Origin of the sequence: Devosia insulae DS-56, from assembly GCF_000970465.2 — a bacterium.
GTDB classification, from domain to species: Bacteria; Pseudomonadota; Alphaproteobacteria; order Rhizobiales; family Devosiaceae; genus Devosia_A; species Devosia_A insulae.
Genome location: NZ_LAJE02000362.1, coordinates 1 through 11,865, shown reverse-complemented (window position 1 = coordinate 11,865; position 11,865 = coordinate 1). Strand labels below are relative to the sequence as shown.

At 66.3% G+C, this 11,865-nt stretch carries 12 protein-coding genes; 8 read left to right on the top strand and 4 right to left on the bottom strand.

The window, feature by feature from the left end:
- Positions 1-112: 112 nt before the first annotated feature.
- From dapD to VW23_RS23865, 5 genes are read left to right on the top strand one after another with little or no spacing between them, the layout of a single operon-like run.
- The gene (gene dapD, locus VW23_RS23885) at positions 113-952 is read left to right on the top strand and encodes a 2,3,4,5-tetrahydropyridine-2,6-dicarboxylate N-succinyltransferase (RefSeq protein WP_069911993.1); all 840 of its coding nucleotides are present in this window, start codon (positions 113-115) and stop codon (positions 950-952) included.
- Positions 953-969: 17 nt separating this feature from the next.
- A complete protein-coding gene (gene dapE / locus VW23_RS23880) occupies positions 970-2,124 on the top strand; it encodes a succinyl-diaminopimelate desuccinylase (RefSeq protein ID WP_069911992.1) in 1,155 nt (384 codons plus the stop codon).
- Complete coding sequence (locus tag VW23_RS23875) at positions 2,124-2,672, top strand: hypothetical protein (RefSeq protein ID WP_069911991.1); 549 nt, start codon at positions 2,124-2,126, stop codon at positions 2,670-2,672. Before dapE ends, VW23_RS23875 begins: the two co-directional genes overlap by 1 nt.
- Positions 2,669-3,208 carry a hypothetical protein gene (locus VW23_RS23870; protein WP_069911990.1) on the top strand — a complete coding sequence of 180 codons (540 nt, stop codon included), beginning with the start codon at positions 2,669-2,671 and terminating at the stop codon, positions 3,206-3,208. The genes VW23_RS23875 and VW23_RS23870 overlap by 4 nt, the downstream gene beginning before the upstream one ends.
- Positions 3,208-3,813: a hypothetical protein gene (locus VW23_RS23865; protein WP_069911989.1), complete on the top strand. Its 606-nt coding sequence runs from the start codon at positions 3,208-3,210 to the stop codon at positions 3,811-3,813. Before VW23_RS23870 ends, VW23_RS23865 begins: the two co-directional genes overlap by 1 nt.
- A 7-nt stretch (positions 3,814-3,820) precedes the next feature.
- Here the strand turns inward: VW23_RS23865 and truA are convergent, their stop codons facing one another.
- The 3 genes from truA to def all read right to left on the bottom strand — a co-directional run bounded on the left by truA (position 3,821) and on the right by def (position 6,374).
- Positions 3,821-4,558 carry a tRNA pseudouridine(38-40) synthase TruA gene (truA, locus tag VW23_RS23860; protein ID WP_069911988.1) on the bottom strand — a complete coding sequence of 246 codons (738 nt, stop codon included), beginning with the start codon at positions 4,556-4,558 and terminating at the stop codon, positions 3,821-3,823.
- 148 nt (positions 4,559-4,706) lie between these two features.
- Positions 4,707-5,627: a methionyl-tRNA formyltransferase gene (gene fmt, locus VW23_RS23855; protein ID WP_069911987.1), complete on the bottom strand. Its 921-nt coding sequence runs from the start codon at positions 5,625-5,627 to the stop codon at positions 4,707-4,709.
- A gap of 225 nt (positions 5,628-5,852) precedes the next feature.
- Entirely contained in the window at positions 5,853-6,374 is a 522-nt protein-coding gene (gene def, locus VW23_RS23850) for a peptide deformylase (protein ID WP_069911986.1), read from the bottom strand.
- 150 nt (positions 6,375-6,524) lie between these two features.
- Here def and VW23_RS23845 point away from each other — a divergent pair, with 150 nt between their 5' ends.
- Together VW23_RS23845 and VW23_RS23840 are read left to right on the top strand one after the other, a co-directional pair.
- Positions 6,525-7,703, top strand: coding sequence for a DNA recombination protein RmuC (locus VW23_RS23845; RefSeq protein WP_069911985.1), 1,179 nt, complete (start codon positions 6,525-6,527; stop codon positions 7,701-7,703).
- A gap of 94 nt (positions 7,704-7,797) precedes the next feature.
- Complete coding sequence (locus tag VW23_RS23840) at positions 7,798-8,679, top strand: dienelactone hydrolase family protein (RefSeq protein WP_069911984.1); 882 nt, start codon at positions 7,798-7,800, stop codon at positions 8,677-8,679.
- A gap of 69 nt (positions 8,680-8,748) precedes the next feature.
- Here the strand turns inward: VW23_RS23840 and VW23_RS23835 are convergent, their stop codons facing one another.
- Positions 8,749-11,151, bottom strand: a complete 2,403-nt coding sequence (locus tag VW23_RS23835; protein ID WP_069911983.1) for a bifunctional diguanylate cyclase/phosphodiesterase — start codon at positions 11,149-11,151, stop codon at positions 8,749-8,751.
- 184 nt (positions 11,152-11,335) lie between these two features.
- On the opposite strand from VW23_RS23835, the gene VW23_RS23830 reads away from it, so the two are divergent.
- On the top strand, positions 11,336-11,788 hold the full coding sequence (locus VW23_RS23830; RefSeq protein WP_069911982.1) for a hypothetical protein: 453 nt from the start codon (positions 11,336-11,338) through the stop codon (positions 11,786-11,788).
- Positions 11,789-11,865 lie beyond the last annotated feature (77 nt).

Genomic DNA, 11,865 nt, shown 5'->3' with positions numbered 1-11,865 from the left:
TCCGAATAGTGGCCTTGAGCTTGTCACGGCCGGGGTTAAGGATCGTTGACAGCAGGACCGGGCCGGATAATGTCCGGCGCGCCTTCCCGCCACCCGACCGAAAGCATTTGTCATGTCGTATGCCGATCTCGCCCAGACCATCGATGCCGCCTGGGAGGCGCGCACCGAGATCAGCTCCACTACGCAAGGCGCAGTGCGCGAGGCGGTGGAGACGGCGCTCGAACTGCTCGACAGCGGCAAGGCGCGCGTCGCCGAGAAGTCGGGCGACGGCTGGGTCGTGAACCAGTGGCTGAAGAAGGCCGTGCTGCTGAGCTTCAGGCTCAACGACAATGCGGTGATCCAGGGTCCCGGCGGCACCACCTGGTGGGACAAGGTGCCCTCGAAGTTCGAAGGCTGGGGCGAGAACCGTTTTCGCGAGGCCGGCTTCCGCGCCGTTCCCGGCTCCATCGTGCGGCAGGGCTCGCATATCGGGCGTGGCGTCGTCTTGATGCCGAGCTTCGTCAATATCGGCGCCTTCGTCGACGAAAACTCGATGGTCGATGGCTGGGCGACGGTCGGCTCGTGCGCGCAGATCGGCAAGAATGTGCACCTCTCAGGCGGCGTCGGCATTGGCGGCGTGCTTGAGCCGATGCAGGCCGGCCCGACCATCATCGAGGACAACTGCTTCATCGGCGCCCGCTCCGAAGTGGTCGAGGGCGTGGTGGTCGGCCAGGGCTCGGTGCTGTCGATGGGTGTTTACATCGGCGCCTCGACCAAGATCGTCGACCGGGCGACCGGCGAAATCCATATCGGCAAGGTGCCGCCCTACTCCGTGGTTGTTTCGGGCAACCTGCCGGGCAAGCCGCTCCCCAACGGCCAGCCGGGCCCGAGCCTTTATTGCGCGGTGATCGTCAAGACGGTCGACGCGCAGACGCGGAGTAAGACCGGAATCAACGAACTGTTGCGCGACTGACAGGGACGGACGGGACCATGACGCTCGCAGAGGGGACTAATCCCGTCCAATTGCTGCAGGATCTGATCCGCCAGCCTTCGGTGACGCCGGAATTGCACGGAGCATTCGATGTGCTCGAGGCGGCGCTCATGCCGCTGGGGTTCAACTGCGAGCGGGTGCGGTTCGAGGGGGATGGGTCGTACCCGGTCGACAACCTGTTCGCGACGCGTGGCTCCGGCGGGAAACACCTGCTGTTTGCCGGGCATACCGACGTGGTACCGCCGGGCGACACGGCAGCTTGGCGGTATCAGCCGTTTGCTGCCGAGATCGTTGACGGGACGATCTATGGACGCGGCGCGGCGGACATGAAGTCGGGGATTGCGGCATTTGTCGCGGCGCTGTCGCAGGTGCCGGAGGCCGGACACATCTCGCTGGCCATCACCAATGACGAGGAAGCCGACGCGGTCAACGGCACCGACAAGCTGATGGCTTGGGCCGAAGCGCAAGGCCACCGCTTCGATTTCGCCATTGTCGGCGAGCCGAGCGCTACGGCACGGGTGGGCGACAGCATCAAGGTAGGGCGGCGTGGCTCGCTCAATGGGCAGATCCGGGTGACCGGCACGCAGGGGCATGTCGCCTATCCGGACAAGGCCAACAACCCGCTGCCGGTAGCGGCGCTGCTGATCGGGGCGCTGACCGGCAAGCTCGATGATGGCACCGAGCATTTTCCGCCCTCGAACCTCGAATTCACCTCGGCCGATGTCGGCAACGAGACGACCAATGTCATCCCCGCCTCGGTGCTGCTGCGCTTCAACGTGCGCTACAATGACCGCTGGACGCCCGAAAGCCTGATCGCGGCGATCGAGGAGGTGATCGGGAACCAGGATTTGCGCGAGTGCAGCGCCGAGTTCACGGTGGTCGGCCGTCCTTCCCGCTCATTCCTGTCGCCGCTCGGTGGTGGCGTCGAAACGCTGGTCGAGACCATCGCGCGGCGCACCGGCATCCCGCCGGAACTCTCGACCGGCGGCGGCACTTCCGACGCTCGGTTCATCGCGGAATATTGCCCCGTGGTGGAGTTCGGACTGCCCGGCCCGACCATGCACAAGGTGGACGAGAACGTGCGCGTCAGCGACGTCGAGGAGCTGACGGCGCTCTACGCCCAGTTCATCGCCGACTATCTGGCGGGCGAGTGATGGCGAACAGCTTTCTCGGCGCCGTAAGCGTTGCGATGCAGGCCGCCTTCGGTCGCACACCGGCGACCGACGAGGCGGCGGCCGGCGTAAGCTGGACCCATGCGGTAACCGGCATCGTCGCGATGCTGCTGCTGCAGGCAGTGTTGCTGGTGGTGCCGTTCGCCGGCGCCCTGCCAGAGGCGCTGCGGGCAGTGGTCGATTTCGGCTTGCTGGCGCTGGTGATGACGGCGGTGCCTTATGTGGTGATGGGTGGCGCCGGGTTGCTGCTCGACAGGCGCGACCGGCTGCCGGCGCTGTTCCTGTTCCTCGCGCTGGTGCTGGCGCTAAGTCAGCTGATTGGCCTCATCCTCGGTGCGTTCGGCGTGGGCGCCGGCACGGCGATGATCGGCATCCTCGGCTATTTCTCTGCGCGGGCCTCCAAGAGCCTGTTCGGCATCGGCTGGGGCGGCGCCATCCTGATCGGCGTCCTGGTGGCGCTCGGAACGTTTGCCGCGAGCTTCCTGCTGCTGGCGCTGCCCACCGGGCAGGCGATGCTGGCGGCGCCATGAACGCTTTCGGCGAGCTGTGGCGCGCCATTGTCGGCTGGCTCGACCTGCTGACGGCACGCCCCGGCGCGGCGGAAAAGTTCAACCTCACCGGCCTCGGGCTCGTCAACGCCACTGGCTGTTTCTTTGCCGTGGTGCTGGCGCTGATCCTCATCGAGAGTTCGCTCAGCGGCTTTCCAGGCTGGGCGACGGTCGTCCTCAGCCTTGTCGCCAATGCCCTGCAGCTCGGCGTCGTATGGGTGGTGATCTTAGTGACGGCGCGGGTGTTTCGTAAGCCGGCGGTAGCGATGGCGGTGCCGGCGACCTATGCGATGGCGTTCGTCCTCGGGGCGTCGCTGCCGCTGGCCTATCTCGGCGGATCGAACATCCTCACGGCGACGCTCGGGGTCATCGGCTTCATGCTGTTCCGGGTGGCGCGCGAGGTCGGCAAACTGCGTCTCGGCATTTCCGTCGCGTTTGCCATTCTTTCCATCGCCGCGCTTGTCGCCGTGCGAGTCGGGCTCTACATGCTGACCTCCGGACTGAACGGGGTCGGCTAGTGCCTGAACGCAGCAACGATATCTGGAACGAGGTGGTCTCGGCCGCCCGCGGCGTTGTGGCGCTGGTCATTGGTGACCGCCGGGCCAACAGCTATTTCGACTTCTCCGATCGCGGACTGGTCGGCAGCTTCATCGCCTTCCTGGTGGTGGCGCTGCTCAACACTGCGGTGCCGCTGCTGCTGGGCGTGCCCGGAACGAGCGGTACGGCGTTCCGGGCCATTGCCACGGTGATTATCGTGCTGGCGCTGCAGATCGGCGCGGCGGCCCTGGTGCTGCGCCAGCTGAAGCGATCCGATGCGCTGGTGCCTTACATCGTGGTCGACAACTGGGCGACCTTTTTCCTGACCATCGCCACCACGCTGCTCGGACTGGTGGGCGCTGGCGGCGAGCTGATGTTCATTGCCACGGGCATCGTGATCATCATCATCATGATCAACATCGCACGGCTGATCCTGACGCTGACGCCCTGGCAGATCGCCTCGTTCCTCGTGGTGCAGTTGATCAGCGGCGTGATTGCGCTGTTCGTGGTGAGCGCGGTGTTCCCGCTATCGCCCGAGCAACTGGCCGAGCTGACCGCGGGCGCGACCGCCGCGACGGCGCCCTGAAGCGCTGTCAGTAATCCACCTTGGTGAGGTAGAGCCCGTCGGGCGGGGCCAGCGGGCCGCAGCGGCTCCGATCGCGGGCGTCGAGGGCAGCGCGGAAATCGCTTGGGCGCCACTTGCCGTCGCCGACCAGCTTCAACGATCCCACCATCGATCGCACCTGGCTGTGGAGGAAGCTCCGAGCCTTGGCGGTGACGACGATCATTTCGGCCTGCCGCGACACGGTGAAGATATCGAGGGTGCGATCGGGCGATTTGGCCTGGCACTCGGCGGCGCGGAAGGTGGTGAAATCGTGCTTGCCAAGGATCAGCTGCGCCGCCCTGTGCATGGCATCGGCATCGAGCGGCACCGGCACGTGCCAGACGCGACCGGCATCGAGGCCGGGCCGGGCGCGGCGGTTGAGGATGCGGTACTCATAGTGCCGGGCGATGGCCGAGAAGCGCGCCTCGAAGCTCTCGTCGACGCGATCGGCGGTGAGGATCGCCACCGGGTGCGGCTTGGTGTGATAGTTCAGCGCCTCGCGGACCTTGAACGGATCCCAGTCACGCTCGAGATCGAAATGCACCACCTGGCCGAGGGCATGCACGCCCGCATCGGTACGACCGGCGGCCTGGGTGACGATGCTCTCGCCGGAAAAGCGCGCGATCGCCTCCTCCAGCAGCTGCTGCACCGAGAGATCGCCCGCCTGCCGCTGCCAGCCGCAGAAGCGGCGGCCGTCATATTCGATCGAGAGGCGATAGCGGGGCATGGCTAGAAAGGCCCCCTCACCCGGCCCTGCGGGCCGACCTCTCCCCCAAGGGAGAGGTGACGCATGGGCGAGATCGTGCCGCCGCGCACCTCTCCCTGGGGGGAGAGGTCGGAGCGCGCAGCGCTCCGGGTGAGGGGGCCTTCAGAAATCACAGCGCCTGCTCCGGCAACGCTCCCGCGCCGCGCAGGAACGTCGCCGCGTCCATGGCGCCCTTGCCTTCGCGCTGCACCATGGTGAGGCGGACGGCGCCGGTGCCGCAGGCGATGGTGAGTTCGGGTAGGATGGAGCCGGGGGTGCCCTGCCCGGCGACCAGCGTCGAGCGCAGCGCCTTGATGCGGGTGGGCGTGTCGTTGAGCGACAGCTCGAACCAGGCGCCGGGAAAGGGCGAGAGGCCGCGGATCAGGTTGTGCACCTCGCTCGCCGGCTTCGTCCAATCGATGCGGGCTTCCGCCTTATCGATCTTACTGGCGTAGGTGACGCCGGTTTCCGGCTGCGGGGTGAAGTGCAGGCTGCCGCGGTCCAGCGCGGCGAGCGCCCGGCCCATCAGGTCGGCGCCGACCAGCATCATCCTGTCGTGCAGTTCGCCCGAGGTCATGTCGGGGCCGATGGGCATTTCCTCGATCAGGCCGACAGCGCCGGTATCGAGGCCCTCATCCATCTGCATCACCATGATGCCGGTGCGCGCGTCGCCCGCCATGACGGCGCGCTGGATCGGCGCGGCGCCGCGCCAGCGCGGCAGGAGCGAACCATGCAGGTTAAGGCAGCCGAGCCGCGGCGCCTCGAGGATCGGCTTGGGCAGGATCAGCCCATAGGCGACGACCACCCCCACATCGGCATCGAGCGAGGCAAACACCTCCTGCTCGGGCGCCTGCTTCAGGGAGCGCGGGGTAAAGACCGGGATACCAAAACCCTCGGCCGCCTCGTGCACGGGCGACTTGCGCTCAGCCTGGCCACGGCCGGCGGGCTTTGGCGCACGGGTGTAGACGGCAACCACTTCGTGGCCGGTCGAGACGATCTCGGTGAGGGTGGGCACGGCGAATTCCGGCGTGCCCATGAAGATGATTTTCATACGACCTCTCAGTCGGGGTGCCTTCTCCCCTTGTGGGAGAAGGTGGCGCGAAGCGCCGGATGAGGGGTCCGCGCAACGAAGTGTAGCGCGATCCGAGCGAAGCGAGGAGCGATCCAGTACGCGGAGAGAACCCCTCATCCGCCCCGCGGAGACGGCCTTTGACCGTCTGCCGCTTGCGGGCACCTTCTCCCACAAGGGGAGAAGGCGATCACCGCCAGTCCGAGCTCAGCCCGCCTTCTTGGCCAGCCGCTCGGCCTTCTGGAACTTCTTCAGCACGCGGTCGCGCTTCAGCCGGCTCAGATAGTCGATGTAGAGCACGCCATCGAGGTGATCGAGTTCGTGCTGGACGCAGACCGCGAGGCGGTCCTTGGCGTCGAGCTCGACTTGTTTGCCGTCGAGATCGGTGTAGCGGACGGTGACCTCGGCCGGGCGCTCGACGTCATAGTAGAGCTCTGGGATGGAGAGACAGCCTTCCTCGGTGGTGACGGTCTCGTCGGAGTATTTGAGGATCTCGGGGTTGATCATCACCAGCGGCGCGGCCGGCTCGTCTTCCTTGGCGAGGTCCATCACGACGATGCGTTTCAGCTCGCCGATCTGCGGCGCGGCAAGGCCGATGCCCGGCGCGTCATACATCGTCTCGAGCATGTCTTTGGCGAGCTGCTTGATGCCATCGTCGATCTTCTCGATCGGCTCTGCAATGGCGCGCAGGCGCTCGTCGGGCAGGATCAGGATGGGGCGCTTGGCCATGAACGTTCAGTCCTTCATCGGAGGTTGCCGCTGAATATGGTATTTCCCGGGCGGCGGTCAACGGCCAGCCGGTTTACGCTCTGTTTACCCCAATTGCGGCGCCGAAGAACAATGCGGGAACAACGACGTCGAATCGTGTAAGCTGAGGCGATGGATCGAGTGCTTTTCGTCATCGCCGACTTTCCCGTCACGCTTGAAATCGCCGCCTATGCGGCCGTCGGAATCGTCGCGGCGCTGCTGGTGGCGCTACTCGTCGTGGTGATGCGCCAGTCGCGCGCCCGGGCGGAAGAGGCAGAACAGCGCGCCGAAGAGGCAGCTGCGGCGCAGCTCAAGGCGCAGGAGACCGAGCGCTACATTGCCGACATGGTTCGCGTGCAGTCGGAGATGACCGGCCGGATGCAGACGATGAGCGAGATTTTCGGCTCGCGTACTTCGGACCTGGCCCGCCTCGTCAATGACCGGCTCGACAGCCAGGGCCAGCGAATCGGCGCGGCGATGCAGGAGAGCAACGTCAAAACCAATGAGAGCCTGGCCAAGCTCCAGGAACGGCTGGCGGTGATCGACCGGGCGCAATCCAACATCACCCAGCTCAGCCAGAACGTGGTGTCGCTGCAGTCGATCCTCGCCAACAAGCAGACGCGCGGCGCCTTCGGCCAGGGCCGGATGGAAGCGATCATCGGCGATGGCCTGGCGCAGAACGCCTATGCCTTCCAGGCGACGCTGTCGAACGGCAGCCGGCCCGACGCGCTGGTCTATATGCCGAACGGCGCGCCGTCGCTGGTGATCGACGCCAAGTTCCCGCTCGAGAGCTGGCAGGGCTTTTCGGGCGCCGGCGACGGCGAGGATCCGCGTTTTGCGGCCAGCCGGTTCCGCAACGACATGGGCGTCCATATCAAGGCGATCTCGGAAAAATACCTGATCGCCGGGGAGACCGCCGACACGGCCTTCCTGTTCGTGCCGTCGGAATCGATCTTTGCGGACCTGCACGAACATTTCGAGGATGTGGTGCAGCGGGCGCTGAAGGCGCGCATCGTCATCGTCTCGCCGTCGATCCTGATGCTCTCCATCCAGGTGGTGCAGGCGCTGCTGCGCGACGTGAAAATGCGCGAAGAGGCCTATCGCATCCAGACCGAGGTCCGGGCGCTATTGACCGATGTCGGCCGGCTGGACGAGCGGGTGCGGAAGCTGCAGACCCATTTCACCCAGGCCGCCGGGGATATCGGCGACATCGTCACCTCGTCGTCGAAGATCGTGAAGCGCGGCGAGCGGATCGAGGCGATGGAGTTCGACGAAACCCGGCCGGAGCCGCAGCGGCTCGCCGGTGAATAGGCCGCTCACATCGCCTCACAAGCGTGCGAGCGTCATGCCGAAGCGGCACTTGTTGCCATAGCCTCCCCGCGTCAAAACGCAGGAGGACGGCGAAATGGACGAGAGGGAAGCAACCCCGATCTCGCAGGAGATGATCAATCTCTTCGACGACTACACCCACCTGAGCCTCGACCGGCGCAAATTCATGGACAATCTCGCCAAGCTCGCGGGCTCGATGAGCGCCGCCACGGTGGCGGCGGCGCTGATGGCGTCGAACGCCAAGGCGCAGGGCCTGGTGCCCGAGGATGACGCGCGGCTGGTGATCGAAGACGTCACCTATCCAGGCGCCAAAGGCGAAATGCGCGGCTACCTCGCCTACCCCGCCGAGGGCGGACCGTTCGGCGCGGTGATCGTGGTGCATGAGAACCGCGGGCTCAACGCCCACACCAAGGATGTGGCGCGGCGCGTGGCGCTCGAGGGGTTTGTGGCGCTGGCGCCCGACTTCCTCTCCGACGCGGGCGGCACGCCGGCCGACGAGGAAGCGGCACGGCCAATGTTCCAGCAACTGGCCGCGGCGGAGGTAGCGGCCAATGGCGTGGCGACCATCGCCTGGCTCAAGACCCATGCGAAGGCCAACGGCAAGGTCGGCGCCATGGGCTTCTGCTGGGGCGGCGGCACGGTCAACAATATCGCCACGGTGGCGCCCGACCTGTTGGCGGCGGTGCCGTATTATGGCGGGCAGCCGGATGCCGCGGCGGTGCCTAACATCAAGGCCAAGGTGATGGCGCATTATGGCGGGCTCGACGAGCGGATCAACGCCGGCATCCCGGCCTTTGAAGAAGCGTTGAAGGCGGCCGGCACCGACTACCAGATCTTCATCTACGAGGGCGCCAACCACGCCTTCAACAACGACACCTCAGCGGCGCGCTACAGCAAGGAAGCGTCCGACCTCGCCTGGTCGCGGACGATGGAGTTGTTCCGCGAGGTGCTGGGGTAGCTGACACGCAGGCCTCTCCTTGATCCTCCCCCGCGTGGCGGGGGAGGATAACGGGGAGGCTGGTTGCCTTCAGCTGGCCAATGCCTGCAGCGGCAAGGGCATGATGCTGTCGAGCAGCTTGGTCCGGCCCTCGGTGACCGCGGCGAAGGTGCGGATATCCTCGGGACGACTCAAGAGATAACCCTGCGCCGTCTGGCAGACCTCGCTCTTCAGGAAGGCCAGTTCCTCGGCCCGTTCGACGCCCTCGGCGACCACCGGCACGTTCAGCCCGCTGCCGAGGCCCAGCACGGCACGCACGATGGCGGCCGACTGGTCGTTATTGTCGACGGCGCGGATGAAGGACTGGTCGACCTTGATCTTACTGAACGGGAAGGCGCGCAGGTTCGCCAGCGACGAGTAGCCGGTGCCGAAATCGTCCATTGCGATGCGGACGCCGAGCGCCCGGATCTGCCTCAGCGTCGTCACCGCCCGCATCATGTCGCGGATCAGCGCGGTTTCGGTGATCTCCACCTCGAGCCGGGACGGCGACAGGCCGGTGCTGATCAGCACCTCGTGCACGGTCTGCGCGAAAGTGGGCGAGTGTACCTGCACCGCCGAGACGTTGACCGCGACGGAAAGCGGCGACTTCCAGCGCGCAGCCTCGCTGCAGGCGGCGCGCAGCACCCACTCGCCGATCTGCAGGATCAGCCCGCTTTCCTCGGCCACCGGCACGAACACCGAGGGTGGGATCTCGCCGCGTTCCGGGTGCTTCCAGCGCACCAGCGCCTCGAAGCCGGTGACTTCGCCGGACTGGATATCGACCTGCGGCTGGTAGACGAGGCGCAGCTGGTTCCGCGACACGGCGTGACGCAGATCATGTTCGAGCATGCGGCGGTCCCGCACTTCGACGCCCATGGCGTTTTCGAAGAAGCGATAGATGCCGCGGCCATCCTGTTTGGCGCGATAGAGCGCGGTGTCGGCATGGGTCATCAGTTGCTCGACGGTATCGGCGTTATCCGGGAACAGCGCGATGCCAACCGAAGCCGAGATCAGCGCACCGCCGCCCGACTGCTCATTGTTGCGGCGGAAGGCGTCGAGGATCTGCTCGGCGATGCGACCGGCGCGGGCCGGCGTGCCGATATCCCCGAGCAGCACGGCGAACTCGTCGCCGCCGAGACGGGCAGCGTCGCCGACACCCTCAATGGCGCCGAGCAGCGCCTGGCCGACGCGCTGCAGCAGGGCATCGCCGGCGGCGTGGCCGAACAGGTCATTGACCTCCTTGAAGCGATCGAGATCGAGGCAGAGCACGGCAAAGGTTTGCTCATGGCGCCGCGCGTGGCTGATCTCGTCCTCGAGCTTGCGCGAGAAGCTCACCCGGTTGGGCAGGCCCGTCAGGGCGTCGTGATGGGCGAGGAAGCGGATGTGCTGCTCGGCCTGCTTACGCGCAGAGAGATCGCGGATGGCGATGGCGTGATGCGGCTGGCCGGCAAAATCCACCTGTCGCAGGATGACCTCGGCCGGGACCACGCCGAAGCCGGATTTGAGGTCGGTCTCGACCGCCATGTTGGGGCGCTCGATCAGCATGGAGCAGGCGGCCGAGCCGAGAAACTCGGACAGTTGCTTGCCGCTGACCGCGGCCTGCGGCAGATCGACCATCGAGAGGAAGCTCTGGTTGGCGGTGACGATTTCGCCGTCGCGCACCACCAGCAGGCCTTCGACCGCTGCGTCGGCAAGGCCGCGCATGCGGTCGCCCTCGGCGAGAGTGCGGCGACGATCGAGCAGATCGAGGTAGGAACCGCCAAGCGCGAAAACCAGGATCATCACCGAGACCAGCGCGACGACGATCGACAGCCATTGCGGGGTCTGGTCCTCGGCGGAGACAACCGGGAAGCAGTTCTCCAGCCCGGCCGCGCCCATGGCGGTGAAGTGCATGGCGCAGATGGCGAGGGTGAGCAGGATCGTGGCGCGGATACGATGGCGTAGCGTCTGGCCATTGACCGCAAAGTAGATCGAGGCCCCGGCGAAGGCGACGCCCAGCAGCACTGACGCGGCGACCAGCGGCGAGGCCCAGGCGATGCCACCGCCGATCAGCAGCGAGGCCATGCCGGTATAGTGCATCGAGGCGATGCCGACGCCGATGATGGCGCCGCCGAGCACGGAGTCGGAGCGGCGCGTCCCGAGCGCCGCGAACCACAGGCCGCCACCGACGATCAGGATGGCGATGCCGAGCGAAACCAGCGTCAGCGGCAGGTCGTAGCCCACCGGCATGCCGGCATTGAATGAGAGCATGGCGACGAAATGCGTCGCCCAGATGCCGAAGCCGACGGAGAAGGCGGCGACGGCCAGCCAGACCCGTTGCATGGCGCCGGCGGTGCGGCGGGCATGATTGAGCAGCGTGATGCCGGCAAAGGCGGAGAGCGCACAGACCAAAGCCGCCAGGGCCACCAGGCGGAGGTCGTGTTGCTCGAACAGCGTAGTCAGTACAGTTTGCAAGATGGCGCGTCCTTCTGGAGCCAATCCCATTGCTCTCCGCCCACACTGGTGAAGGGAGTGTTGCGGCGGTAGCTGTGACTTGTACTTAATCGCTCACGTCTCCAGACGGCGTAAACGGAGGCTTAAGATATAGGCTGAACCCGTCGCTGGGTGTGTGCGTTAGTGCTCACTGAGGGAGGCGCCGATGATCTCGAACCACTTTCGCGGCCTGATCGCCGAGGACACCCCGGCCGGCAATGACGGCGACACACCCGGCTTTGCCCAGCCGGTGAGCCAGACCGAGATCGAAGAGTTGCTCTATGGCGACGATTGGCCGGCGGTCGAGCGGCTGGCGCGGCTGCTGGCGATCCGCGACGAACTCCGCAACCTCGAAGCGACGGATTTTGGCGACGACGATCCGCGCAGCATGATCGGCGCCATCGACGAAGCGGTGGCCCAGCTCAACGGGCTCGCCGGCGAAGGCATGGACCCGACCTCGGTGGATCATGATCCGGCGGCGCATCGCGAAACGCTGTCCCCCGATTCCGATGAGCTGGAGGCGATCGAAGCGGAGGACGAAGCCTCGCTCGAGGACGAGCCGGAAGGCGCGATCGACAAAAGCCAGTGGATCGACGGCGACGGGCTGGACGGGGGCTAGAGCGCGGTGCGCGATCCCTCGGCTACCGCCTCCCTCCCCCTTGAGGGGAGGGATTGAGGGAGGGGGTGGTGCAGTCA